Genomic DNA, 25,175 nt, shown 5'->3' with positions numbered 1-25,175 from the left:
TGTATGACCCAGTGGGCGACGTTCGTCGGCATTACGGGCGTCGTCCTCGCGTTGCTGCTTGTTTTATCGTATCTGACGGAATCATCGTTCGATACCACCGGTCACGAGACTGAGGCCGGGACCGAGACCGAGACCGAGACTGGTTCCGTGCCGGCGGAGACATCACCTGCAGAGACACCGCCAACGCCTGACTCAGACGTACTCGAGAAAGGGACCGAAGCACAACTCACCGACTCCCACCCCACAGAAAGCGAGCCACAGCGCCACGACGGCGCTCGAGGCGGCGATATCGACCCGTCGAATCTCTCGAGTGGCGTCCTACTCGCGAACGTGGCACTCTCCCAAGGCGTGTTCGCACTCGTCCTCATCGGAGCCGCGATATATACTGCAATCCCAGCTAGTGCGCTTGGCATCGAGTTTTCGCGCGCCTATCTCGAGACGGGGCTCCTGATCGGCGCGATAGCTGGAATCGTCCTCTACGTTGCAAATGAGATCGGCGCAGCAGTTGCAACCCGCGCTGGATTCACACACGACGAAGGGCTACGTGAACTGCTCGCACCGGAGTCTGCCCGTGGATGGGTTGTCCTGTTAGTCGGCGTCCTTCCCATTATCGCCGTGTTCGAGGAACTGCTCTTTCGAGCGGCGGTGATCGGCGTCATCTCGACACACTACGGCGTCGACCCCTGGATTCTGGCAGTGGTCTCCTCACTCGCGTTCGCTCTTGGCCACGGCATCCAGGGCTCGGTCGGCATCATCATCACCGGCACGCTCGGGTTTGCACTCGCAGCGATTTTCATCGTCACCGGGAGCTTCCTCGTCGTCGTCGTTGCTCACTACCTCATCAATGCCCTCGAGTTCATCGTCCACGAAGGACTCGACCGCGACTGGGCGAGCGGGCTCGAGGCGTCGACGAACGACCCCGAGAGAGACAGTCAAGGCTAAGTGACCGGCGTTCGCCTATTTGACTATCGTATGAGCAGCGCCAGGAAACTACCAGCAAGCGTCAACCGCGCGGTGTTCGTTGCCCTCCTCATCTATTTCGGGTTGCTCGGATACGCTGTTGTCGGGAACCAACCGCTTGCATTACTCGTGGCCGAAATTGTTTTCGGGTTGATTGCGATTGGAATCGGAACGTTGCTTTTCCAGCAGGCACGCGACGTTCGCTCGCTGCTCGCTGTCGCTGGTGGTTGTCTTATTGCTGGCGGACTCTTGCAGTTTGGCTACCTGCTTACGGCACGTGGTCTACTCAACGACATCTCATCGTTTGTCGTCTTCATCGGTGTTGGACTCTACATCTACGCCGTTTTTAGCGATTAATTGTCATCAGTCCCATCAACTGCAGCAGTTGCGTCGGAAGCACTATTAGCGTCAGTAGCCTCGGAATCGGCATCAGCGTCCTCTTCTGACTCACGCCGGTCGTACAACTGAACGGCCCGGTCGTGTCGCGCGGAGACCCCATGTGGATTGCGCTGCTGTGAGCGATCACCATAGCGTGCGCGGAGTCCGTCGGCGAATCCGCCCACGGCGTTAGTGACAACTTCGAGTCCGTTCGAAAACCACCCCGTTGGAGTCGCATCGCCAGAAAAAATACCGAAAACGTTCGAGACACCGTCGCGGACGGCGCTCCCGATTGTTCTGAGCAGTACTGTCGGTCGCGGTCCATAGTTTTTCGCGAGCCGGTAGGTCAGGGCGCGATACGTCGGCCCCCACTCGAGTTCAGCCGCCCCACTGTCAGTGCCGGTTTCGCGGCGGACCGCCATCTCCATTGACCAGTCAACCTCGAAACCCAACCCGGCAACCCGGTGGGCACAGTCGCGCGCACCGCCAGTCTCGAGGTACTCGTCGAAGCCATCCAGTGCCTCAAGGACGGTTCGGTCGAACGCGACGTTATCGCCATCGAGGAGCGAAATTTCGCGTCTGGCGACCGTCCGAGGGGGTCGCGGATCGGTACCATCGAATCGCTTCTCGCCAGTAACAGGGCCGGTCACAACATCTGCAGAGCCAGTTTGCTCGTCAGACGTCCCCTCGAGAGTGCGTTCGATGGCGCTGTACCAGCCGGGTTCGACGGCGTACTCGCCGTCTACAAACGCAACAATATCGCCCGTCGCCGCCTCGAGGCCGGCATTTCGAGAGACGTTTGGGTTTCGTTCGGAAATTTCGACGAGGACGTCGATATCGGACCGCTGGCGGACGACACCGCTTGTCCCGTCGGAAGATGGCCCGTTGACGACGATTAGTTCGGTCGAATCGGGCGTCCGATTGCTCACGGCATCGAGACACGACACCAGTTGCTCTCGGTCGTTGAGCGTCGAGATGACTACCGAGAGCTCCATACGTCTCGGTAGCACTCCTCGGTAGTAAAAGTACGTGGGTTCGGTCTCACTGGCCGAAACACGTCCGATCGCCTCGTCTGATCGTCGCCTCGAGTTACCGGATGCGAGTGTTCCAGTAGGAAACCGACGCGAAGTGGTCGGGAATCGAATGGCCGCCAATCGTCGTATCGAGCGTCCGAATCGGCGAGGCGAGCGCGTTCGGAATTGAGCGATAGAGCCCGTACGGTGCGAGGAAGTCATCCTCAACGTCGACGAGCGTCAGGTTCGTCTTTGCGAGCAACTCGCTGACTTCGCTTTTCGAGTAGAGTCGCGACCCCATCGGTAGCGCCCAGTTGTAGACGCTACGGGCGCTAAAGCGATTGAAGGTATCGAAGACAATCTGATCGCTCGAGACGCGATGCATCTCCCGCAAGAACGCCTCCGGATCGTCCGCGAGATGGAAGAATCGCATCGCGATGACGGTATCGAAGTGATCGTCCGGAAACGGCAATCGCCCGGCATCACCACGCAGGAACTCGAGGGTGCCCTCGAGATTTGCGTGCTGTGCTTTTGCCCGTCCTTGCTGTAACATCGCTGCTGAGATATCGAGTCCAACGACGTCTGCGCCTTGATCGGCGAGCATCACCGTGAATCGCCCGGTACCACAGGCGATCTCGAGGATGTTTCGATCCTCGACAGGCATGATCGCCTCGAGGACCGCTTCTTTTTCTCGACGGTCAATCAGCTGACCGCCCTTAGAGAAGCGTTTGTCGTCGTACTCCTCGGCAACGTCGTCGGCCTGGTACCACTCCTGTCCTTTCACACTGGGCGGAACTACTGTGGCCGGAGGATAAAACGATACTGGAGTCTATCCACCGATGACTGTCGTTGGTCGACACTGGTGTCGACATGGGCGATTGTGATCAACGTCCACGGACGAATCGATAAATCGGTCAAAACTGACTGACTGGACAGGATTTTCCGGGGTTTCCGCTTGCATCCGCGCTGCTTGAACTACCGAAATTGCGTTAATATGCCATATGAACTCATTATACAAACTACATTCTTCGTATCCACATATAGGGAAGCTTTACCAGTGCGCTCTCCGCTGAGGTGAGTATGAGCATGAGTACCACCGAGGATCCCAGCCTGACCGGCGAAGAAACACTTTCCGAAGACGAATACCGCGACCGCCTTCGTGAACTGCCGCCCAGCGCGAAACTCGTCGCAAAAGTCCTCGAGACCGATTCCCCGCTTTCGCAGGGCCAACTCGCCGAGGAGTCACTCCTTCCCGACCGTACCGTTCGCTACGCGCTCAACCGCCTCGAGGATGTCGACCTCATCGGGTCGCGCTACAGTTTCCGCGATGCGCGCAAACAGGTTTACTACCTGAAACACTGAGCGACGACGCTCGAGCGTTCGACGGGCGCTGTCGCACCCGCTGACATCGCCACTCATTTTGATACCGGCCCTGACGTCTGTCCATGGACATCCGTCGCTGTCCCGTCCCAACCACGACACGTGCACCCGGTGGCGAGACGAACGCCTACGTTCTCGGCAGCGATTCCGTGGTCCTTGTCGACCCAGTGGACGAATCTCAGGACCTCGACCGACTACTCGCCGACCGCTCGCTCGAGCATATTTTGGTGACGCATACGCATCCGGACCACGTCGGCGGCGTCGGCGCGTACGCTGAGCGAACAGACGCGACAGTCTGGGCGAGACACGGTCGCGTCGAGCGCTTTCGCGCCGCAACCGGCGTTGTCCCCGACCGAACGTTTCTGCCGGGCACGACGCTCGAGGTCGGCGGCGAACGCATTCGCATCCTCGATGCACCCGGCCACGCCCCCGATCATATCGCACTCGAGGCAGGCCCTGGCGGTCCGATCTGCTGTGGCGACTGTGCCGTCCGCGAGGGCAGCGTCGTCGTTGGCGCACCCGAGGGTGACATGCGCGCCTACGTGAGCACGCTCCGGCGACTGTGGGCGCGGGACCCGCCCGCGCTCTACCCCGGCCACGGCCCAGTAATCGACCAGCCACGGGCTGTCCTCGAGCGATTGCTCGCTCACCGCACGCATCGCGAAACCCGCATTCTCGAGGCCGTCAGAGACGGAGCCGAAACGCTCGAGGAACTTCTCGAGGCTGCCTACGAAAAGGACCTGACTGGCGTCCGCGACCTCGCGCAAGCAACCGTGGTCGCCCACCTCGAGAAACTCGCCGTTGAGGGTCGCCTCGAGTGGGACGGCGAGTGCGCACAGCCGGTGATGTCCTGACCAGTTCGCGTCAGTCCCAGTATTTGTGACTGTCAGATCACTCTTTTGTACTGTCGATAACAGGTTCGTATGGACGACGACCTGCGCGCAATCGAACGCCATTACGACAAACTCGCGGCGAACTGGACGGAGATTACCCGCGGGTCGACGAAAGAGCAGATCCTCTTTCCCGCGGTAGACTCCCTGCTCCCCGATGTGAGTGGGAAGCGCGTTCTCGATGCTGGCTGTGGCGACGGCCACTATGCAGCCACACTCGCCGAGCGCGGCGGCGACGTTCTCGGGATCGACGCGAGCGCGGAGATGGTCAGGGTCGCCCGCGAACGCTACGGTGACAAGGCCGAATTTCGACGCGCAGACCTCACCGACTCGCTCTCGTCAATCGAGGACAACACCATGGATATCGTGCTCTGCCAGCACGTCATTTCGCACTTGCCGTCGCTCGAGACACCGCTGTCGGAGTTCGCCCGCGTGCTCCGACCAGGTGGCTCGCTCGTTGTCTCGACCCATCACCCGTTTCACGACTTTCTGATCGTGCGCGACCGCGAGTATCCCAACACGACCGAGGCGCTCGAGATGGATCTCGAGCCGCATGTCGTTCCCGCTCACGAGGGCGACCCCCAGTACCACGAAACCGAACGCTTCGAGATTCACTGGGGCGGCCCCGACAGCGACAATCCGGGGACGTACTTCCGCCGGCCGCTATCTGCACTCCTCGAGCCACTGCTCTCGGCTGGCTTTTCGCTGTCCGAACTCGTCGAACCCGAACCAACCGAGGCGTTTTGCGAGTCCTATCCTGCTCTCGCGGACGAACTCGAGCATCGCCCCTCGAGAGCGGTCTGCCTGCACGCAGTGCGGTAACCCACCGGCGAGAGCAACGCTCTTGTGTCCCTCAAGACGTAGGGACAGCCGTGCACTCACTCGAGGCGGAACTGAATCATGCTCGCGACCTCTCGGTCGACGAAATCGCGGATGCGATCGAGTCGATTGGCTTCGAGTGTACCCGCTGTGGAGACTGTTGTACCAGCCACGGCGACGACGAACACACGGCAACGGTGTTTCCAGACGAAGTGCGAACGCTCGAGGACGCGCCAATCAATGCTGCAGTCGCAAGCGGAAAAGCCGACCTCGTCCCGCCGGTTTCGGATCGGGAGTGGCGCGATATCGCCCAGCCGATGCCCTACGGACTCACAGAAGGTGACGACGGCCTCGAGGGTGAGACCTTCGAGTGGGCGCTCCAGACAGACGGCTGTGGCGACTGTGCGTTCTACTCCGAAACCGACGGACTGGGTGCCTGTACCGTCCACGACGACCGGCCACTAATTTGTCGCACGTATCCCTTTAGCGTCGGTCTCGATGGAACGAGTCAGCCGATGGGCGAAGCCGTCGACAGCGTTTCGCTTTCCGGCCGCGAGGGTGACGACGGCGAGGCCGGAACCGTTCACGCCCACGAATGCGAGGGCCTCGGGCGCGACATCTCCCGCGCGGACGCTGAGGAGCTTGCAGCCACACTGAAAGAGCGCGCCGTGTACGAACTCGAGGAGGCAATCGGCGTTCGTGACGCCTACGAGCCAGTCACTCCCAGCGCGGGCGAGGTCGTCGTTCACGACTCCGAAGGTGCAAAGCGAATCGACGGAACGCCTCTCGAGAGCGAGTAATCAATACCGACAAGAAATTGAATACCCGTTTCGAAGGGAGCGATATGACATCCGATTGGGAGTGGGACTGGGATGCGATTACGCACGTGACGAAAGTCGACCCCGAAAAGCCCCTCCCCGCTGATCTCTCGGTGCTCGAGGGCACCGATCTGGTGATGATCGGTGGCTCCGACGGCGTAACCGCCCAGAACACGCTCGAGGCAGTCACAGCGATTCAGGACTCGGGCCTCGACATCCCCGTCTGGCAGGAGCCGTACCGCTCGGATCACGTTTCAACAGAGACAATCGACGCTGTCGACGGCCTCTCTGTCCCCGCAGTCTACAACGGCGACTGGGACCACTTCGTCGGCAAGCACATCGACCTCTTTACCAAAGTCGGACAGAAACCGTCAGAGACGATCGCCTCGAGCGTCCCACTCGTCGGTGGCCTCGTCGAATCGAAAGGGATCGAAAAAGTCTCCGAACTCACCGAGTCGCTGTTCGGCGAGGGCTATGTCGTCCAGCACCTCGATTCTGCGGCGGCCGACCGCGCGGGCGTCGAGACAACGTACACGCCCGAGGAAGTCGCCGGCGCTGCCCTCGCGACCGAATCGTTCTACGGCTTTCCGGTCTTTTACATCGAATACTCCGGCACCTACGGCGGTACTGACGACGTCGAAGCGGCCGCAGACTATCTCGAGGAGACGACGCTGTTCTACGGCGGCGGCATCGACAGCGCCGCGAAAGCTGCAGACATTCTCGAGGCTGGCGCGGACGCAATCGTCGTCGGCGACTGTTTCCACGACGATCCGGAGCGGTTCCGCGAGACAATTCCCGATAGATAAGACTCGGTAAAGAAAAGTACGACACGCTGTGCGCGTCGTTTCACGCGAGACACGTCGTGCCTCGCTGGCTCTCGTTCGCGTAGTACGCTCACGAGAACCCCGAGCGAGCCGACGGGCGCGCTCGGCCTTTTTTCATCGACGGCCGCAAGAGCGACGCTCTTGCTGCGCCCATCAGAAATCTTCGATTTCTGAGGAAGCTTTTTGCCGGGGGTTGAGCGACCGGCCACGGGCCGGTCGCGATGCCCCCGGTAAAAAAGTTCGTTGTTAGAACGTCTCTTCGATGATTTCGCCGACGGCGAAATTCGATTTGACTTCGGTGACTTCGATCTTGACGCGATCGCCGACGTCGGCCCCTGGGACGATAATGACGTAGCCCCGTTCGACGCGCGCGATGCCGTCGCCTTGCTTGCCGATGTCTTCGATTTCGACGTAACGGGTTTCGCTGACATCGACCGGTGGCTGTGGCTCGGATGGCGCGCTCTGGGGTTGTTGTGCAACGGCTTCCCCATCAGCGTCGTCGCCATCGTCGCGTGAGATGAGTGCAACGCGATAGACATCCCCCGGATCGATGTCGCCAGTTTCAACTTCTTGACGCGGTACCTCGATGACATACCGATCCTCCTCTGCTGATACCTCAGTGCTGAACAGACACAGGAGCTTTTCAGATATTTCCACAGGTAGACCCTCACTACCGACTCTACGGCCCATGCATAATAGATCTACCGACCAACGGCCGTAATTATCGGTATTCGACCCGATATAGGGTGTGACTGAGCGAGTCAGTACAGTCACCCACACCGATTCAGATAGTCACGTTACTCGAGCGGTGGCACTGAGATCGTTGCAAACCGAGTGAGATCGAGTTCGGCGTCGGCCGCGGTCTGGGCGTCGCCGATGGTGTCGTAGGGGCGATTGACGACGAGATCGCCGGCAGTTCGGTCACCGATGCCCGGAATCGCGGTGAGTTCGTCCATCGATGCCGCGTTGAGATCAAGCGGGTGCGGAACGCCCGTCACTGAGCGATAGCCGTGGTCGACGACCGCCACGTCGATTGTCTGCCCAAGGTCGCGTTCGCCCGGAATGCCGACGAGCAGCGGATACGTGCCGAGTTGGCGTCCGAACGTCTTCCCATCCTGATGGTACTCGAGGTGGACATCCGGGAGCACGGTTCCCGGCGGAGCAACGCGCTCGAGCATCGGCTGATCGATCTCCTCACGGATTTCCTGTTTGTAGCGTTTGAACAGTTGCTTGTGTTCGTTGGCGATTTCGGCTCCCGTATCGGACATGTCGGTGCCGGCGAACGACATGACCTGCCGGATGTTGATTCGCCGAAGCATGTAGCCCTCGTCGTAGACGCGCTCCAAGAATTCGCGGTTATGCTCGTAGGTCTCCTCGCGTTCGGCTTTGAGACCGTGGAGCAGATTGATCCCAGGGAGGAGTTTCGGCAAGCAATTCGGCGCGTCCGCACCGAAATTCGGTGCCGTCTCCGTGTCGCCACCGGGTCGCCACCCGCCTTCTTCGTTGACGATACGCACTGCCTCGAAACACTCCTCGGCGCTGACGTTCAGATTGTTTTCCTCCTGAACCACTGGGTCCGCAGACTCGAGGCCGAACGCGGCCGTGTCGCCGGGCGTGTTGTGTTCGGCGATGATCCGAATCCCTTCCCGACTTTTCTCGGGCCAGTTGACGATGGTGATGGGATTCATATTGTCCAGATGGAGCGTCTCGAGGTCGGGTGCAACCTCGCGGATGCCGCTGTAGAGTTGCCGGAGCGCGTCGGGATTGGGCGCTTCGCCGTCGCCGCCGTAGGCCAGAATATCCGCCTGCCTACCGATGCGGAAGTTGCGGACGCCGTGGTTCGACAGCGCATCGACCTCGCCGACGACGGTCGGTGGCGGCCGGAACTCGGGGTTGCCATAGAGCGGTTCCGTACAGAACGAACAGCGGTAGGCACAGCCACGAGAGGTCTCGAGTTCGGCGATGAGGTGGTCTGGATGGTTGGGGTGTTGTTCGACGACGAACGCGCCTTCCTGGGCCCACCGGGAGACTTCGTCGATATCGCGCATCCGGTTGTTAAAGCCCTCGAGACCGCTCTCGACGAGATCGTAGACAGCCGCTTCGACATCGCCTTTGGCGACGAAGTCGAAATCCAGATCTTGGCGCTCGGTTTCGGTCGCGCCGGCGTTTTCCTCGCCGACGCCGAACTTGACGGGGCCGCCCATCAGGCTCGTTCCGCTTGCGGTCCAGGCGAGTTTGCGGACTTCGTCGGGTTCGGCCGGTGTGCCGCCGACGTACTTGCCGGGGACAGTCATTCCGCCCAGATAGATCAGGAGATCAGCATCGTCGACATCGCGCCAGCGGTTTGTCTCCTCGCGCAGGCCATCGATAGTATGGTAGGTGATCTGCTCGCGGGGGACGCCCGCCTCGACGAGTGCACCGGCCGTATAGCGGGGGTACGTCGAGATGTACGGCGGCACCCCGAAGTGTGCGGGTTCGTCGACGTAGCCGTCGACGATCGTCACGGACAGCGCCTCGGGGTCAGTCATAGACTGCGGTAGCGCCTCGAGCGATAAAACGGTGACTACACGGCTCGATAGGCGGTCCGCGACACCCACACTCGAGTGCGGTGCTATCGTGCCGCAACCCAGACGTTGATAGGTCGACACCCACTAGTACGCGGTATGCCACCGACAGAAGAAATTGTTTGCACCGACGACGATTGCTTTCTCGATATGTTCGAGAACCATTACACCTACGACGTGCCAGACGAGTTTGGGGTCTCGGAGCTATCCTGTCCAGTCTGTGGCGGCACAAACTGTCTCGAGTCGGTCGAACTCTAATAGTGACTCGAAGACACCGTCAGACGTTTATTTACTAACCGACAAAATCAATAAGAACGTGGCCCACATACGACTTCATCTGGACATGTCTCCCGCGAATTGGCTGGTCCCCAAGCGCGTCTCGCGCGATTTTATCGGGTGTATACAGCGCGCAAGCAGAGGTGAAAACAGGTGACGCTGCGAGAGTTCGGCCGCTCGATTACGAACACCGTGTATCGACAGGTCGGACGCGCAAACGGCCATCTGCAATCGAATCGATCGCTCCCGGTCGACGTCCTCGAGAGCGACACCGCGTATCTCGTCGTCTTCGACGCGCCGGGAACCGACCCCGACGATATCGAGGTACGGTATCTCAGCGGCAGCGTCAAAATCCGCATCGAACGGTATCGCGAGTTCCGTGATCGATACGACGTTCGCTTCCCCGGTCGCGGACTGCAACTCGAGGGAGAGGCTGACCTCCCCGCTGATGCTGTTGTCGATCCGGATGCGGGCGCGGCTCGACTCACCGAACACGGTACGCTTCGCATCGAAATTCCGAAAGACGAGACGCTTGCAGAAGACGACGAGACGGACACCGAGCGCGCGGTTGCAGACCACGACCACGCTGCACACGCAGAGAGTATCGAACCGGGCGAAGTGACGGTTGACGACTGAGACTGCGCACGGTATTTTTCATCTCTATTCTGTGCTGGTTTTGTCCCAGTCGATCGTCATCCCCTCGCTGATCGAAAATTCTTCGTCGCCGTCGAAACGCGTCGGATCGAAGGCGTTAATCCCGTCATCGCCGAGTATTTGGCCAGCAATTCGCTCACCGATCGCCGGCGCGCGCATAAAGCCATGGCCCTGAAAGCCAGTCGCGACATACAGCCCGTCCTCGAGGCGGCCAACGAGTGGGTCGCGGTCGGGTGTCGCCGTACAGAGACCGGCCCAGGCGCGCTCGAGGTCGAACGTCGCGTTCGGGTAACGATGGGAGACGCGCTCGAGCAGGTCCGGTGCGAACTCATCGGTTGCGTCGCGGTCGTACTCGTCCGGATCGGCTTCTACCTCTTCGGTGCCGTTGCCCGCGAGGATGCCGTCCGGGTGTGGGCGGACGTAGAACCCCTCGGTTGCGTCATAGCAGATCGGTTCCGTCAATCCGTCTGTGACGCTCGCGATGAGTGCCTGTACGCGGTAGGGCTTCATCGCAATCGGAACGCCCGCCTCGGCGAGGAGTTGTTTGGTGTGAGCGCCCGCCGCGACGAGCACGGCGTCGACTGCGTGGTCGCTCCCATCCTCGCGAACGACGCGCGTGGGATCGGTGCGAACGTCGACCGGCGTCTCGGTCTCGAGCGTTGCGCCAGCGCCGGTCGCGGCCGCCGCGAGACAGGCGGTGTAGCTCGCGGGCTCAGTATACCCTGCCGCACCGGCAATCCCCGTCACGGCAACGTCGTCCGTTCGCAGCGCGTCGAATCGATCTGCCAGCGCGTTGCCGTCCATCTCGAGGGCGACGACGCCGTGGTCTTGCATGCGACTGACCTGCTCGCGAATCGCGTCTGCGTGCTCATCGTCACCCTCGCGAGCCAGCCAAACGTACGGACATTCGACGAACGGGAACGTCTCGTCGCCCGATAACGCACGAAAACGCTCGATCGAATCGCCCGCGAGTTCGGCATCTATCGGGTCGGCAAACGCATCGTAGCAGATGCCCGCTGCCCGGCCGCTCGAGCCGCTTGCGACCTGTCCGCCGTCGTACAGCGTCACATCGGTCCCCTCGCGGGCGAGGTCGTACGCTGCCGTCGCGCCGACCGCTCCCGCGCCGACGACGGCGACCTCGAGGCCGGCTCCGCGGTCGACGAATGCATCAGCGCCGACGGCGAGGTCGGCGTCATCACCAGTCGCGTCGCCACCGAGCGGATCGTTGCTCATCGTCGATCACCCACCACTGCAAGCGCAGTTGGCTCGTGTCGGACTCGCGTCATCGTCTGTGTCTGTCCGCCGAAGTCCCTTATACGCTCGGCTCGCTTGCGTCGAAAAAATGGGTTACTCCACGAACGGCTCGAGCGACCGCGCAGGATGTCCAACGATGGTCGTTGCACCCGACTCGCGAAGTGCGTCCGTCCGATCGCATATCTCATCGGGCGAGCCAACGAGGGCGTAGTCTCTGACGGCATCTCCCAGCACCTCGCGGGCGCGGCCGGTTGCTTGCGAATCCGTCTGTGCGTCTGTTGGCAACGCCTCGGAAACGGGGCGACGGCGGGCGACGTATGCGCCGACGGCGTCAAGAATTGCGTCCTCGTCGGTCGTGAGCACGGTCGGCGCGTAGATCACGATCTCACCGTCGAACCCGGCCGCTCGCAGCGCGCGAAGTTCGCGGTGGGTTTGCCCGGTGAGCAGATCAAACTGAGACGCTCCGGTCGCCATCGCGAGCCGTTCAACACTCTCTGTACCCACCCACGCGTCCGGCTCTGTCTCGAGTGCACTTCCCAGTCGCGGCGCAACAGCACGGCGGCGCTCCTCGTCAGTGAGGTATTCCGGATGTCCCGCAACGAGGACGCGTTTGACGCCGTCGGGCAGCGTCTCGAGGATGGAATCATCACCGAGCGGATCGAAGCCGTCTGCACGAACGGGTGTCGTCAACCGGACACTGGCGTGGGCTGTGAGTGCCTCGAGCGTCTCGGTGTTAGGCAGATGCTCGCGGCCTTCGTAGTCGATTGCGATCGTCTCAGCTGGAATGTCGAGCGCCCGCGAGACGGAACACTCGGCTGGTTTGAGTGCGATTGCATCAAGCCCGGTCCGTGCGACGGTACTCGTCGTTAACACGGCATGTCACCTCGAGCGACGCGAGCGAACGCGGCGGCGGAGATGATTCGCCGACGGCGAGCGCAAAACGCGACTCTGTCGATCATAGCACTGCTGTGAGTGGAACGCGCAAAAGGCTGGCGTTCCTCCCGATTACTGCGTTCGGTCGATTCGCTCGGGCGCTTCAAACGGCGTTGCCAACTCGAGCAGTTGCACCAGAATGCGGCCGGTTGCGCCCCAGACGGTGTAGCCATCAACGTGGAAATAGTGGATAACGATCTCGCCGTAGTGGGGGTGCTCGCGTCGTTCGTACTCGTAGTTATTTGGGTCGAGCAGCCCTGATAGCGGGAGAAACACAATTTCGGCGACTTCGTTTCCGTCGCGTTCGTACGCCCGGTCGGGGACACGCGCGACGAACGGCGTCACTGCATACTCTGTCACCGTGCGAATGTCATCGAGTTGGCCGATCACATCAGCTTCGTCCGGCTCGAGGTTGATCTCTTCGTTCGACTCCCGAAGTGCGGTCTCGAGAATGGACTCATCAATCGGTTCGGCGCCGCCCCCGGGAAAACTCATCTGGCCGGGATGTTTACCGAGGTGGTCCGCTCGGCGGGTAAACAAAAGATAATCGCCGTCTGCTCGGTTGACGACCGGGGCAAGGACAGCTGCATTTTCGGGCTGATCGTCGATCTCTCGGGGTTCGTGGGCGGCGATTGGCTCGAGAGTCAGTGTGTACTGGGAGGGAGACATAGTGACCTCACTCGAGGGCGGTTTCTAGTTGGTCTCGGTCAGCAGCGAGGTCGACCGGGGCCCAGGCTTCGATATCGTAGCTGATGTCGAGTAACGCTTCCAGGCGATCAGTGTTGTCTGTGGCCACCGCCTCGTCGACAGCGGTGCGAAACTCCTCACGTGCGTGCTCGCCGAGTGCGTCCCGATCGAGGCGGCGGCGCTCAACGTCGAGGATGTGTGGCACGTCCTCGGCGTGGGTCGGGACGGTTGGGAACGCCGTCGGGCCGGCAACCACCAGCGCCTCGGCGTCCGGTCGCTCGTACTCGAGCAGTGCAAACGAACGGCGCGCATCCTCGAGTGCAGCCTCGAGTGCCTCCCCATCGACTGACTGGCCATCGGCGCGGTAGGCTGCCTCCGAGAGTGCGCGCTCGAGTTCGGCGCGCGTCAGGCCACCAAAGAGGTCGACGACGCCCGCCAGTTCGTCGGCCGTAGCATCCATACACGGGTACACGGCGGGTTCCCGGATTAGTCTTTAGCTTCTCGTGTCGAGTGCGAACGCGCTTTGCTCGCCGACTCAGTCCTGTCTCTGCGAGCCGAGCGACGACGCGTTCGGCTGGTCAGTCCATGGCTGTGTCGCATCGACAACCGCAGCCGTCTCGAGTGCGGTGTCGGTCCAGCGTGGGAGTCGTCGGTCGACGCCGGGCGGGTCGATCGCACCCGCGTATCGCTCGAGTTGATTGCGTTCGCCAGCGTAGTCGTACTCGAGGCCGTTGTACGCCGCGTCAGCGCGATACTGTTTGAGTAATGCGAGACCGGCCGTTCGGTACCGGTCGGCCAGCGTCTCGTAGTTGGGATCGATTCCGCCTGCCTCGAGTACGCGAAAGAGGGTTTCAGCGACTTCTCGACTCATTCCCTCGAGACCGGTCTCGCCCGCGACTGCGCGGTGGTCGTGGACGTGCTGTCCGAGGTCGACCTGTGCGGTGCCAGAAAATCCAGCGTGATCGAAGGCATCACCGAGTGTCCCCACCTCGAGACCCCAGGTTCGTGGCGTTCGCAGCTGGGTCGCCAACTCGGCGGTCATCGCGAACTCGCCGGCTAATGCGTATCGAAACGACTGCAGGTACTCGAGAATAGGGGCGTCGTGGTCGCTCGCAAGCGCCCGGAGAACCGGCGCGTAGAACAGGCGAAACAGACGGCCATAGAGTCGATCATCCTCGATTCGAGCGTAGTACCCCTTCGAGAACTCAAAGCCAGCGTCCATCGCAAGCGGCGCGAGCAGTCGTTGGACGTGGTCGGCGGTGTAACTTCGCGCGTCCGCGTCGTGGACGACGACGTACTCGCCGGCGGCGGCCGCTGGCCCGAGCGCGAGCCAGACGTCTCTGCCCTTCCCGAACTCGCCATCGAGGCCGGCGCGCGCGAGCATCGTCTCAACAGCGGGCGCGGAACACCAGAGGACACGTACTGGGAGCGAAAACGACGTCAGCCACTCACGAAATGCCGGAAACTCGTCGGCAGACGCCCGAACGGGAATGTACACTGCGGCCGGGGCTGGCTCGAGCGACTCGAGTTCCGAGAGGACGCGCGCGGCGGCGGGGTTGCGGTGTTCGCGCGCGGTCATCGGGACGATAACGGCGGTCTGGGCGATTGGGGAAACGTGGGCAGCGTCGTCAGTGCTGGTCGTGTCGGTGTTGGTCTTCGTGAGCCCCGATTTCGTCCCCAGCCCACCGAAATCGTGGAGTGTCGTGATTCGCTCCTGTACGTACTCCATCGATGGTCTCTTCGGCTGAATCGGTAAAACGGCCACGACTCCGGCCAGCGCTGCATGTCCGAACGGCGTCAGACGTGTGTCGGACAGTGCTGGAGAAAGCCCCCGGTCTTTTTCTCCCCTACCTTCCTACAGGGTGAACATGAAATCTGTCCGGAAGGCACTCCGCGAAGGCGAACTCGATAAGGACACCTACGATCGACTCGTCTGTGGCGACTGCGACCAGCCACTGAAGACCGAAAACGACCCTGACTCGATCAAGACCGTCCGGATCTGTCCGGACTGTGACGCCGAGTGGAAAGAGATTCGGTAAGCAACGCACGGCACAACCGACCGCTCGCGGGGCAGAGCGGTTCACACCGATCAACGCGTTCTCGAGCGATGCGTCGTGGTGTCTCTCCTTCATCACGAGCGCCGCGATTAGCGCTCGCCCGAAAGTGACGAAAAGAGCCGTTCTTCGAACTCGGATTTATCGATTCCATCGGAGGGGCCGATCCCGCGCATGTGTTCGATCGAGACCTGTCCGCCACCCATCCGGGCGTGGCCGCCAGCGTTTGCCATCGGAATGTCGCTGACGGCGTGGCGAAGCGTCTCGCCCATGTGGACGCGATCGTCTCGAGACCGGCCTGAGAGGTGCAACGTGCCGTCGTTTGCGCCGTAGACGATGACTGCTGTGACGCCCTCTAGGTGCATGAGTTCGTCTGCAGCCTGTGGAATTGCATCGGTGTTCGACACGCGACCGACATCGCAGACCGCGAAGGGGCCCTCGACGCGCTTTTCGGTGATCGCCGTTGCTTTGATCTGGAGTACGTCATCGCTGACTTGTGGATTGGCAATTCGGCCAAGCAAGTCTTCGTCGATCCAGTCGTAGAGGCTCGCAGCCGCGTCGAACTCGGCTTTCGAGCAGCCGTTGGTAAGGTGGTTCGTATCGGACTGAATGCCGTAGAGGAGACCCGTTGCAAGTTCTGGCGAGAGTTCAAGGCCGGCGTCAGTATCGGCTGTCGCACCGAGGTCGGTCAGGTACTCGACGAAAATTGTCGATGCCGCGCCGTATGCCGTGCGGACATCGGTAAACTCCGTCCCTGTCCCGTTGCCTGGGTGATGATCAACGACGGCAATCGGTTCGACAGTCTGGGCACCCGTAAAGCCGCGTGGTGTGTTGTGGTCGACGAGGACGGTCGCCTCAGCCGCGAGTTCCGAACTCGACTCGATGCTATCCATCTCGAGGTCGAGGACGGTTCGAAATGCTCGATTTTCCTGATGACGAATCTCGCCGGCGTACTGCAGCGTTGTCTCGGTTCCAACGTCAGCGGCGATTGCGTCGACAGCCATTGCACACGACATCGCGTCCGGATCGGGATTCGGGTGCATCAGCACCGTTACCTCGTCGTACTCCGCGAGGACGCGCTGAAAGTGTGCACCAGCCGGTCTGCGGAACCAGCGTACAAACCACCAGGCCCCCAACACGAGGGCAACAGCGCCAAGCACCAGCAGCGAGAGTACCAGCGGGTCGAGTGACTGCAGCGTCTCGGTAATCTCGTCGACCGCTGTTGCGGGACGCGCCCACGACCCCGCCTCGCCCCCGGTGAACGCGCTGGTGCTCATCGCGTCCCCGTCGCTCATACCAGACACTCAAAGTGAATACCCAAGAAGCTTACTCCATTTTGCCCTGTGTGGGGCACTCTCGGTCCGATTGAACTCCCTACTCGCCGCAATACGCCTCGAGTGCGTCGCGATACCCCTCGCGATACGTCGGGTAGACAAACTCGTAGCCAAGGTCCCGGAGATACCCGTTCGAACAGCGCTTGCTCGTCAGTATCCGTCGTCGCGACGCTTCCGAGAGGTCACCTGCCTCGAGTCGCTCGGCTTTGGTCTGTTTCGGTGGTTCGGGCAGATCACACTCGTGTGCGAGCCAGTCTGCAAACGCCCACTTGGAGACGGGTTCGTCGTCGACGACCTGAACAATATCGTCACGGGCACGGTCTTCGGTAAGCAGGTATCGGACGGACCCAGCGGCGTCGTTGCGATGAACCATGTTCAGATACCCCTCCGTGACCGGGCCCTCGAGATACCGCTCGAGTCGGTAGCGATCAGGACCGTAAAGGCCTGCAAAACGGGCGACCGTGCCGTCGAAGCCGTGTTCGGCCGGGCGCTCGAGCGCGACGCGTTCGGCCTCGGCCAAAACCTCGGTTTTCGCCGTCGTCGGGTCGATCGGTGTCTCCTCGTCAACCCAGTCGCCGCCGTGGTCGCCGTAGACGCCGGTTGAAGACGTGTAGACGAGGCGGTCGGGACTGCTCTCGCGCTCGCCAAACGCGTCGATTGTCGTTTTCAATCCCTCGACGTAGATTTCGCGGGCGGCCTCGGCATCTCGCCCACCGCTGCTCGCGGCGAAGACGACGGCGTCGACATCAGGAATTTCAGCCAACTGGTCCGCGTCGGTGATATCTGCCTGTACGGCCTCGAACCCGGCCGTCTCGATTTGCTCGAGGCCTCGCTCAGAGCGTCGAACCCCGATCGATCGGTGGCCACGCGCGGCGAGTTGCCGGCCGAGCGCACAGCCGATGTAGCCACAACCCAAAATTGCAACGTCCATACACCAAATCGCAGTGGGACACACATAGGTTCACCGCTCGAGGAGGTACTGTGTGATTATCTATGAATGTCGATCTCTGACTGACGATTACAAATTTGTAGCTACCTATGGCGTGTTGGCGACGATCGCGTGCTGGATGTGTACGTACTCGTCAAACGACATCGGCGCGCGCTGTTCGATTTTCTGCTGGATCTCTTTGGCATCCATCGCAATTGCGAGTTCGCTCTCGAGGGCGTCGACGTCAAGGACTGCCGTCGTCATCCCCAACAGAAGATGTTCACAGGCGATCGTCACGATGGTCTCTGCGTCGGGTGCGCCATCTGTAAGCGCCTGAATCTGAGCGGCTTCCTCGAGTGACAGTTCGGGGTCGTCGTCTGCGAGGACGGCGTCGATGGTTTCGGGTTCGAGGTCAGTCGCTGCTGCGGCGTCACTGGCACCGGTTGTCTCGAGTACAGCCGACAGATCGCGGTGATACTCCGCCCGCAGGTCACCCGGCGCATCCGGCACTGTCGTTCGCTGTTCGTGGAACATATCGTAGAGTGACAGCGCTCGGCCACAAGTGGGTTGCCATCCTGTGCGTCAGGCTGACCGATCAGCAGTCTCCGTGACACCATTCGGCTCGGTCGACGTCAGCGATAGCTGTTCAATCGGTCACTTCACCGGCAACGGGCTGCGTCGTGGACTCACCACCAAACTCGAGGGCTCGAGCGTGATCGATGAACGAGCGGACGTCGTTGAACCGTTCGCCGGGAGCGACCGTCTCCTTGTCGGCGTCGTACTCGATCGTGTCGTGGTCGGCGAGTCGTGGGAGATGATTGTGAACCAGGGTTGCTTTGACCTGTGATTTTTGGGTTTCGGTAACGGCTGGTGCGGGAGTGTCCTGCTCCCAGGCGGTCAGTCGACGCGCGAGCGTATCGACAGTCCACTGCCCCGGTTCTACAAGGAGATACAACAGTTGCCGACGGCGAGCGTTCGAGAGGAGTTTATACGTGTGATCGAGCGTCTCTGGGTGCATCTGAGCCGACGTCATGCTACATCGTGTAGCACCACGAAGGGTGATAGAAACGTTCTCCCAAAATAATTTGGATTTTTCAGATACTGAGACAATCACGATTAGACAAAAGACGTATCGGCCGGTGTGTTGTGACCGATCGAACCCACGATCAACTGACCGAGGTGCCACAGGATGGGCGCTACACTTCTGGCGTTATCTCTGCCTGTTTCTCGGCGAATGAAATCGTTGCGCCTGTTTCGCTCGAGCGGTAGATCCCGTCGACGATTCGCTGGACAGCCAATGCCTCCTCGATGCTCGAGCCGTCACAGCGACCCCCGACGATCGACTCGAAGAAGGCTTTTTGTTCGTCAACGTGCGAATCGTTTTCGCTGGTCTTGATAGAGGTATCTGTCATGTGATCTATCCCCTCAGCGCTCGCGGAGTGGATCGAGAGCTCGTTCGTCAACAGATCGAAGGTCGCAGCGGCGTCGGTCCCCCGAACGACGAATTCGTGAGTCGGAGGTCGGTTTGTCGCCCATGCGACCTCGAGCGAAATCGTCCGGTCGCCCGCACAGCGGACGAACGCGCTGGCAGAGTCGTCGACATCGAAGGCGTCAGCCCCCTGATCATCGCCCCACATGTCGAGGTAGACGTAGTCCTCGCGGGAGCCGAACTCAGAGCGCGTAACGCCAGTGACCGCTTCGGTGTCGGGATAGTCGAGCAGGTACATCGCGAGGTCGATGGCATGAACGCCGAGGTCGATCAGCGCGCCGCCACCGGAGATATCACGACGTGTAAACCACGAGCCACGACCGGGGACGCCCCGTCGACGAACGTAGTTGGCTTCGACATGGGTTACCTCGCCAAACTCGCCACGAGCGATTCGCTCTCGAACGAGACGCACGGCGTTCAAGAATCGGTTGTTGAACCCGACTGTACACACGCCTTCGGAGTCGGCCGCAGCCGCGGCAACACGCTTTGCACTCTCGAGAGAATGGGCAATTGGCTTCTCTAAGAGCACATGTAAGTCACGCTCGAAGGCGTCAACGGCGTACTGCTCGTGGAACTTGTTGGGGGTGGTGATGATGACGGCATCGACAGCGTCGTAGAGGTCGCGGTGGTCGTCGTAGACGGCCGTGTCGTAGCGATTCGCGAATTCCTCGCGAGCGTCGCTTGCAACGTCCATGCCCCCGACGACCGGGACGCCGAGGTCCGCCAATCGGTCGGCGTGGTGGTGGCCAATGTTGCCAAGACCGACGAGACCGGTCCGAACGGACGTGATGTCCGTGATGGTCGATCCCGTTGCCACTTCGTTCGTATTTGATTCCGTCTCGTCGTGGTCTGGCTCTCTGTTTGATGCCATCAGTACAGTTGCTCCTCGGTTTCCGTTCGGTCGTTCTCGGCTGCTTGTTGTTCCGTGAGTTGCTTCCGGCCGCGTCGATACTGTCTGATCCCGGGGATAATCGTGTTCTTCAGATCGAGGCCGAACGAGACGATTCCGTAAATCCAGAAGAAAAACAACACGGAGAGCCCGCCGTAGTAGATCAGCGGAATCGCCTCACTCATGTTGCCCACCTGCGCTTTCTGCGCTCTCCGCTGGCGCGTCCGTGCCGGTCTGCTGGGCTGCACTGATCTGGGTTCCTTCGATGCCATGGACGAGCGCCTCGCCCGTTTCCGTCTCGAAGAGGTGTATCTTCGATCGGTCGAGGACGACCTGAACCGCGTCGTCTTCGTCGATCATCGAGTCCGGATCAACGCTCATCAGGAGTTGATTCGCCGCACTCGATGCCTCCTGGCTCGTCATCGTCCCATCGCTAGCATCGTCCAGCGAGAGGTAGACGAAAATCTCGTCGCCCATCGGCTCGAGGACGTCCGTTGTCGCCTCGATCACTTCCGAGGCGCTCGAAAGCGTCTCGGCCTGTGCAGCCGGATAGATATCCTCCGGACGAATGCCCATCGTGACCGCCTCGCCGCTCGACTGAACGAGTTCATCCGCGTCGAACTCGAGGTTGAAATGCTCTGTCGTCAGTCCTGTCGCGGTCAGTTCGCCCTCGATGAAGTTCATCGACGGCGAGCCGATGAAGCCAGCGACGAAGCGGTTGGCTGGTTCGTTGTAGCACTCCAGTGGCGGCGCGATCTGTTGGAGTTGCCCATCGTTAATGACCGCGATTCGATCGGACATGGTCATCGCCTCGGCCTGGTCGTGGGTGACGTAGATGATCGTCGTATCCAGTTGCTTGTGGAGGCGCTGGAGTTCAGTTCGCATGTGGACCCGCAGTTTCGCGTCCAGATTGGCGAGCGGTTCGTCCATCAGGAAGACCGCAGGTTCGCGAACAATTGCACGGGCAATCGCAACCCGCTGTTGTTGCCCGCCAGAAAGCTCGCTCGGTTCGCGCTCGAGCATGCCATTCAGTTGGACGATGTCTGCGGCCTCCTCGACTCGGCGGTCGATTTCGTCGTCGGCGTAGTTCCGCAGTCGAAGGCCGAACGAGATGTTGTCGGCGACGTTCATGTGCGGGAACAGTGCGATGTTCTGGAAGACCATCGCGACCCCGCGGTCTTTCGGTGGAAGGGTTGTTACGTCCGTCTCGCCGATCTGTACCGTTCCATCCGAGGGTTTAGTCAGGCCGGCGATTGTTTCCATCGTCGTCGACTTGCCACAGCCCGACGGGCCGACGAGACAGATGAACTCGCCGTCTTCGATTTCGACGTTCATGTCGTCGACAGCGACGATGTCGTCGTAGCGTTTCGTGACGTCAGTGAGTGTTACACGTGCCATATTATTCTTTGAGTGCGCCTGCAGTCAGTCCGCTTACAATTCGTTCCTGGGCGATCACGACGAGTATCACGACGGGAATCACCCCGACGATGCTTGCTGCCGCCATCAGGTTGAAGTCAGTCGTGTACTGGTCCTGATAGCTCAAGATTCCGCCGACCAGTGGCGACCACTGGTGGGGCTCGTTTTGCAGCGACATGATCGAGCTGAAGAAGTACTCGTTGTACACCGAGATGAACGTCAACACGGCGGCGGTCGCGACGCCGGGTGCCGACAGCGGGATGATGACGCGAAACAGCGCGCCCAACCGCGTGGTTCCCTCAACGCGAGCCGCATCCTCGAGGCCGTCCGGAATCTGGCTGTAGAACGTGGTGAGGATGAAAATCGACAGCGGCAGGAACAGCGCGCTGAAGGGAATAATCATCGACCCCGGCGTGTTCACCAGTCGTGGGACGGTAAACAGCTCAAGTCCGAGGAACGGCACCACCAGTTCGTTCCCGAGGAATGCGTCGAACAGCGGAATCAAGAACGCTGCTGGTGGGAAGTACGAGACCACCAAGATTGCGAGCATCAGCGGGCCGCGACCCGGGAACTCGAGGCGACCGAAGACGTAGCCAGCGAGACTCGCGATGACCAGAACGATAATCGTCGTGATCGTTGCGAGCACGAAGCTGTTGAAGACGTAGAGGTGGAACGGAACCTGCTGAAACACCTCCACGAAGGCGGAGACGTTGAATCCCTGCGGGTGGGGCAATGGGAGGTCCGCCCCGACGAACGGCAGGGCAACCTCCCAGTCGCCCGCGAGGATTTGGCTGTTCGGCGTCAATGCGAGTACGAGCAGCCAGTAGAACGGGAATAACGTCGTTACCAGGAAGAAGCCGGCTGCGACGTAGAACAGCGCCCGGTAGAGCCGGTCGCGTTTCTCGGCGTCAGTAACGACCCCACGAGTAAAGCGCTCGAGGGGGCCGAGCGTTTCGTCCTCGGCCGTCGATGCGTCGGGGGAGTTCGGACCGGGGCCAGCGTCGGGTGTCGTTGCCATTTCAGAATCCCTCCTTGTACTGCTGGTAGATGACGCCCATGACGGCGATGGCGATGACGCCAGCCGTCACGAACGCAATCGCAGAGGCGAGTCCACGATTGGTGTTGAACGTTTCGACGACCATACATGACAGCGATGGAACGGTCGTACAGCCCGAGACTGAGTCGATAAGACCGTAGACGCGCATCGCGTCGATCGTCCGAAAGAGGATCGCAATGCCGAGCGCCGGTAACACGAGCGGCAGTGTGATCAGCTTGAACTGCTGCCACTTCGATGCACCGGCGACCTTCGCGACGTCGTAGAGGTTTCGATCGATGCTCTGGAGGCCAGCGAGAATCAACAGCGCCATGAAGGCTGTTGTCTTCCAGATATCAGCCACGGTGACGATCAGCAACGAACTCGCTGGATCATTGAGCGTGTTCGTCTCGGCGACGATTCCGAAATTCGCCAGATACTCCGTCAGGAAGCCCGTGCTTGGGTGGAACATCAGGTAGAAGATCATCCCCTGAATAACGATCGGAATTGCCCACGGGATGATGATTGCCGCACGCACCCATCGGCGTCCTCGGAACTCCTGGTCGAGCACCAGCGCCTGTCCGAAGCCGATGACCGTCTCGAAGAAGACGCTCACGACAGTGAAAATCAGCGTCACTGCGAGCGCGCTTCGAAGCAGTCCCTCAACGTGAACAAACGGGAAACTCCCGCTGGTACTTACGCCGGGCAGAAACGTCGTCGAGCCCGGCATCCGTGGATTGGCCTCCCCAGTGAACAGGGCGACGTAGTTCTGGAAGCCGACGAACTCCGGATCCGACAGGACGTTCTGGAACAGCGAGAGTTCGAACGTCCGCAAAAGCGGATACAGCGCAACGGCTCCGAGCAGGAGAAACACCGGCGACAGTAGCAGGTATGCAAGCCCAGTCTCGCCGAGGTTCTCAATCCAGCGCGTGATCGCGACGAGCGGCCCCGACCGATCTGACTGCTGAACGGGACCGTCCGTCAGGTTATCAGTACTCATTACTAGGTTTCGTCACTCTTCGGTTGCCTCGAGTCCCTCTTGCAGGTCGGCAGCGGCGTCTTCGGGGCTTTTGTCGCCAGCAACGGCCCCATTGACCTCTTCGGCGATCAGCGTTGCCTGGTCCGGCCAGACCTCGGTTACTGGGCGCGGCATGGCGTTCTCACCAGCCACCCGAAGCGTGTCCATGTAGTTGCCAATCGGCTCGATCTCTTCGGCTTCCTCTGTTTCGAAGAGGTGTGGCTTCGGCGGCGTCCAGCCCCAGATCTCGAACAGACCAAGGCTGTAGTCGTCCTCCATGATTGTCTCGAGGACTTCGATTGCTTCCTCGGTACGCTCGGAATTTGGATTGAGAACGACGTGCCACCCACCGAGTGCGGAGGTCGTTCCGCCGGTTCCTTGCTGGGCGGCGTCGTCTTCGCTTACGCCGTAGGGCATCGGCATCGTCCCGTAATCGTCGACCGAAATGTCGTAGTCGTCACCGGTGATGTTCTCGACGATGGCGTAGGGCCAGTTGCGCTGCATGACTGCGTCACCGCCCGCAATTGCCTCGCGAGCGTCCTCTTCCTGCCAGGACGTGATCGACGAGGTCGCGAGTCCAGTTGGATACTCCTCGAGTGTGTAATCGTCGTGTTCGTCGGCGACGAAGGTACGCATCATCTGGAGTCCCTCGATGAACTCCGGTTCGTCGACCGTCACCGGGCGGTCGCCAACAGGCCCGAGGAGGTTGTCGGAGCCACCGAAGTATGCGCCACCGAAGGATGACATGACCTCGTTCCACGTACAACAGGCCGTCCCCTCGAAGACGTCCCATTGCGTTGCGAGGCCGTATTCGGCATCAGACGCATCGACGATCTCTTCCGTGATCTCGGCCCACTCCTCCCAGGTCATCGGCTCGGTCGCCCACTCGTCGAAGTCATCATCGTCGTAGCCAGCCTCCCGTGCGTAGTCCTTCCGGTACTGCATCACGGGGTAGTCCGGGTACATCGGAACGCCGTAGAGATCGCCTGTATCGGGATCACGCGCCGTCTCTGTAAACGACTCGAAGTATTCGTCCTCGATCGTTGCCAGCGCGTCATCGCTGAGCTCGTTCTCGAGATTAGCGATATGACCCTGCTGGATGAAGATGTTCACCCATCCGTTGTCCATCATGAACAGGTCTGGCTGGGTCTCCTCGCTCTCGAGCAGTTGCGTGTACGTATCGCGCCGGTCACCCGTGTCACTGTCACCGGGCTGGAGTTCAACGTCGATGTCGTCGCTCAATCCATTCTCGTACAGCATGTCGACGATTTCCTCGCCGACTTCTGCCTCGGCGTCTGGGTCGAATCCCCAGACGACAGCGTCGTCTGAGCTTTCGTCCCCGTAGACGCAGCCGGCCAAACCGACCGTCGCACCACTTGCACCGGCGGCTTTGACGAACGTGCGCCGGGAAACACTCGAGTTCTGTCGCTTCTCCTGTGAGTCACCGTCAACCATATGAAAAACAATGACACTCATCATTATTTATATCTACTGGATGGAGTACAACAGGTGTTGTTAACTAGTGGTGGCCGTGGGTGGGTGACTCGAAAACGGCAGCAATGTG

At 60.8% G+C, this 25,175-nt stretch carries 29 protein-coding genes; 10 read left to right on the top strand and 19 right to left on the bottom strand.

Translation table 11 applies throughout. The features are described 5' to 3' along the window. The first annotated feature begins 3 nt into the window (after window positions 1-3). Window positions 4-942 carry a CPBP family intramembrane glutamic endopeptidase gene (locus G6M89_RS11835; protein ID WP_165161978.1) on the top strand — a complete coding sequence of 313 codons (939 nt, stop codon included), beginning with the start codon at window positions 4-6 and terminating at the stop codon, window positions 940-942. 30 nt (window positions 943-972) lie between these two features. Beyond that, a complete protein-coding gene (locus tag G6M89_RS11830; protein WP_165161977.1) occupies window positions 973-1,317 on the top strand; it encodes a hypothetical protein in 345 nt (114 codons plus the stop codon). Here G6M89_RS11830 and G6M89_RS11825 read toward each other — a convergent pair. Next, the gene (locus tag G6M89_RS11825) at window positions 1,314-2,333 is read right to left on the bottom strand and encodes a glycosyltransferase family A protein (RefSeq protein WP_165161976.1); all 1,020 of its coding nucleotides are present in this window, start codon (window positions 2,331-2,333) and stop codon (window positions 1,314-1,316) included. The genes G6M89_RS11830 and G6M89_RS11825 overlap by 4 nt on opposite strands. 94 nt (window positions 2,334-2,427) lie before the next feature. Next, entirely contained in the window at window positions 2,428-3,135 is a 708-nt protein-coding gene (locus G6M89_RS11820; RefSeq protein WP_165161975.1) for a class I SAM-dependent methyltransferase, read from the bottom strand. A gap of 296 nt (window positions 3,136-3,431) precedes the next feature. Between G6M89_RS11820 and G6M89_RS11815 the strand changes: the two genes are divergently transcribed. The 5 genes from G6M89_RS11815 (at window position 3,432) to G6M89_RS11795 (ending at window position 7,064) form a co-directional block, all read left to right on the top strand. Then, complete coding sequence (locus G6M89_RS11815; RefSeq protein ID WP_165161974.1) at window positions 3,432-3,713, top strand: helix-turn-helix domain-containing protein; 282 nt, start codon at window positions 3,432-3,434, stop codon at window positions 3,711-3,713. An 83-nt stretch (window positions 3,714-3,796) separates the two neighbouring features. Continuing rightward, the gene (locus tag G6M89_RS11810; RefSeq protein WP_165161973.1) at window positions 3,797-4,585 is read left to right on the top strand and encodes an MBL fold metallo-hydrolase; all 789 of its coding nucleotides are present in this window, start codon (window positions 3,797-3,799) and stop codon (window positions 4,583-4,585) included. Window positions 4,586-4,654: 69 nt separating this feature from the next. Next, on the top strand, window positions 4,655-5,443 hold the full coding sequence (locus G6M89_RS11805) for a class I SAM-dependent methyltransferase (RefSeq protein ID WP_165161972.1): 789 nt from the start codon (window positions 4,655-4,657) through the stop codon (window positions 5,441-5,443). Between the two features lie 50 nt (window positions 5,444-5,493). Beyond that, window positions 5,494-6,240 (top strand): YkgJ family cysteine cluster protein, encoded by a 747-nt coding sequence (locus tag G6M89_RS11800; protein WP_165161971.1) that lies wholly within the window; start codon window positions 5,494-5,496, stop codon window positions 6,238-6,240. Window positions 6,241-6,284: 44 nt separating this feature from the next. Then, a complete protein-coding gene (locus G6M89_RS11795) occupies window positions 6,285-7,064 on the top strand; it encodes a heptaprenylglyceryl phosphate synthase (protein ID WP_165161970.1) in 780 nt (259 codons plus the stop codon). Window positions 7,065-7,328: 264 nt separating this feature from the next. Here G6M89_RS11795 and G6M89_RS11790 read toward each other — a convergent pair whose 3' ends face one another. Together G6M89_RS11790 and G6M89_RS11785 are read right to left on the bottom strand one after the other, a co-directional pair. Then, window positions 7,329-7,739 (bottom strand): TRAM domain-containing protein, encoded by a 411-nt coding sequence (locus tag G6M89_RS11790; RefSeq protein WP_165161969.1) that lies wholly within the window; start codon window positions 7,737-7,739, stop codon window positions 7,329-7,331. Window positions 7,740-7,879: 140 nt separating this feature from the next. Continuing rightward, window positions 7,880-9,610 (bottom strand): radical SAM protein, encoded by a 1,731-nt coding sequence (locus G6M89_RS11785; RefSeq protein ID WP_165161968.1) that lies wholly within the window; start codon window positions 9,608-9,610, stop codon window positions 7,880-7,882. A gap of 135 nt (window positions 9,611-9,745) precedes the next feature. Here G6M89_RS11785 and G6M89_RS11780 point away from each other — a divergent pair, with 135 nt between their 5' ends. Together G6M89_RS11780 and G6M89_RS11775 are read left to right on the top strand one after the other, a co-directional pair. Continuing rightward, window positions 9,746-9,904: a hypothetical protein gene (locus G6M89_RS11780; RefSeq protein WP_165161967.1), complete on the top strand. Its 159-nt coding sequence runs from the start codon at window positions 9,746-9,748 to the stop codon at window positions 9,902-9,904. Between the two features lie 171 nt (window positions 9,905-10,075). Next, the gene (locus G6M89_RS11775) at window positions 10,076-10,558 is read left to right on the top strand and encodes an Hsp20/alpha crystallin family protein (protein ID WP_165161966.1); all 483 of its coding nucleotides are present in this window, start codon (window positions 10,076-10,078) and stop codon (window positions 10,556-10,558) included. A gap of 24 nt (window positions 10,559-10,582) precedes the next feature. Here the strand turns inward: G6M89_RS11775 and G6M89_RS11770 are convergent, their stop codons facing one another. The 5 genes from G6M89_RS11770 to G6M89_RS11750 form a co-directional block, all read right to left on the bottom strand. Beyond that, window positions 10,583-11,809 carry an FAD-binding oxidoreductase gene (locus G6M89_RS11770; RefSeq protein WP_165161965.1) on the bottom strand — a complete coding sequence of 409 codons (1,227 nt, stop codon included), beginning with the start codon at window positions 11,807-11,809 and terminating at the stop codon, window positions 10,583-10,585. 114 nt (window positions 11,810-11,923) lie between these two features. After that, a complete protein-coding gene (locus G6M89_RS11765) occupies window positions 11,924-12,703 on the bottom strand; it encodes a luciferase (protein ID WP_165161964.1) in 780 nt (259 codons plus the stop codon). Between the two features lie 132 nt (window positions 12,704-12,835). After that, entirely contained in the window at window positions 12,836-13,432 is a 597-nt protein-coding gene (locus tag G6M89_RS11760; protein WP_165161963.1) for a CoA pyrophosphatase, read from the bottom strand. Window positions 13,433-13,439: 7 nt separating this feature from the next. After that, window positions 13,440-13,910 (bottom strand): hypothetical protein, encoded by a 471-nt coding sequence (locus G6M89_RS11755; protein WP_165161962.1) that lies wholly within the window; start codon window positions 13,908-13,910, stop codon window positions 13,440-13,442. Window positions 13,911-13,985: 75 nt separating this feature from the next. After that, a complete protein-coding gene (locus G6M89_RS11750; protein ID WP_165161961.1) occupies window positions 13,986-15,179 on the bottom strand; it encodes a glycosyl transferase family 2 in 1,194 nt (397 codons plus the stop codon). A gap of 139 nt (window positions 15,180-15,318) precedes the next feature. On the opposite strand from G6M89_RS11750, the gene G6M89_RS11745 reads away from it, so the two are divergent. Further along, window positions 15,319-15,489, top strand: coding sequence for an HVO_0758 family zinc finger protein (locus tag G6M89_RS11745; RefSeq protein WP_165161960.1), 171 nt, complete (start codon window positions 15,319-15,321; stop codon window positions 15,487-15,489). A 107-nt stretch (window positions 15,490-15,596) separates the two neighbouring features. Here G6M89_RS11745 and G6M89_RS11740 read toward each other — a convergent pair whose 3' ends face one another. From G6M89_RS11740 to G6M89_RS11695, 10 genes are all read right to left on the bottom strand, one after another. Further along, window positions 15,597-16,799 (bottom strand): DHHA1 domain-containing protein, encoded by a 1,203-nt coding sequence (locus G6M89_RS11740; protein ID WP_165161959.1) that lies wholly within the window; start codon window positions 16,797-16,799, stop codon window positions 15,597-15,599. Window positions 16,800-16,878: 79 nt separating this feature from the next. Further along, window positions 16,879-17,769 carry an SDR family oxidoreductase gene (locus G6M89_RS11735; protein ID WP_165161958.1) on the bottom strand — a complete coding sequence of 297 codons (891 nt, stop codon included), beginning with the start codon at window positions 17,767-17,769 and terminating at the stop codon, window positions 16,879-16,881. Window positions 17,770-17,874: 105 nt separating this feature from the next. Next, entirely contained in the window at window positions 17,875-18,300 is a 426-nt protein-coding gene (locus G6M89_RS11730) for a DUF5791 family protein (RefSeq protein ID WP_165161957.1), read from the bottom strand. Between the two features lie 112 nt (window positions 18,301-18,412). Then, window positions 18,413-18,799 (bottom strand): hypothetical protein, encoded by a 387-nt coding sequence (locus G6M89_RS11725; protein ID WP_165161956.1) that lies wholly within the window; start codon window positions 18,797-18,799, stop codon window positions 18,413-18,415. Between the two features lie 163 nt (window positions 18,800-18,962). After that, window positions 18,963-20,126, bottom strand: a complete 1,164-nt coding sequence (locus G6M89_RS11720; protein WP_165161955.1) for a Gfo/Idh/MocA family protein — start codon at window positions 20,124-20,126, stop codon at window positions 18,963-18,965. After that, complete coding sequence (locus tag G6M89_RS11715) at window positions 20,126-20,329, bottom strand: hypothetical protein (protein ID WP_165161954.1); 204 nt, start codon at window positions 20,327-20,329, stop codon at window positions 20,126-20,128. Before G6M89_RS11715 ends, G6M89_RS11720 begins: the two co-directional genes overlap by 1 nt. Continuing rightward, window positions 20,322-21,542 (bottom strand): ABC transporter ATP-binding protein, encoded by a 1,221-nt coding sequence (locus G6M89_RS11710; RefSeq protein WP_165161953.1) that lies wholly within the window; start codon window positions 21,540-21,542, stop codon window positions 20,322-20,324. The genes G6M89_RS11715 and G6M89_RS11710 overlap by 8 nt, the downstream gene beginning before the upstream one ends. A gap of 1 nt (window position 21,543) precedes the next feature. Continuing rightward, on the bottom strand, window positions 21,544-22,578 hold the full coding sequence (locus G6M89_RS11705; protein ID WP_165161952.1) for a carbohydrate ABC transporter permease: 1,035 nt from the start codon (window positions 22,576-22,578) through the stop codon (window positions 21,544-21,546). 1 nt (window position 22,579) lies between these two features. Further along, on the bottom strand, window positions 22,580-23,593 hold the full coding sequence (locus tag G6M89_RS11700) for a carbohydrate ABC transporter permease (RefSeq protein WP_165161951.1): 1,014 nt from the start codon (window positions 23,591-23,593) through the stop codon (window positions 22,580-22,582). Between the two features lie 12 nt (window positions 23,594-23,605). Continuing rightward, complete coding sequence (locus G6M89_RS11695) at window positions 23,606-25,066, bottom strand: substrate-binding domain-containing protein (protein WP_165161950.1); 1,461 nt, start codon at window positions 25,064-25,066, stop codon at window positions 23,606-23,608. Between the last annotated feature and the right edge of the window lie 109 nt (window positions 25,067-25,175).

The sequence above is a fragment of the Natronolimnobius sp. AArcel1 genome (assembly GCF_011043775.1).
Classification (GTDB): Archaea; Halobacteriota; Halobacteria; order Halobacteriales; family Natrialbaceae; genus Natronolimnobius.
This window is presented reverse-complemented; position numbering and strand designations above follow the sequence as displayed.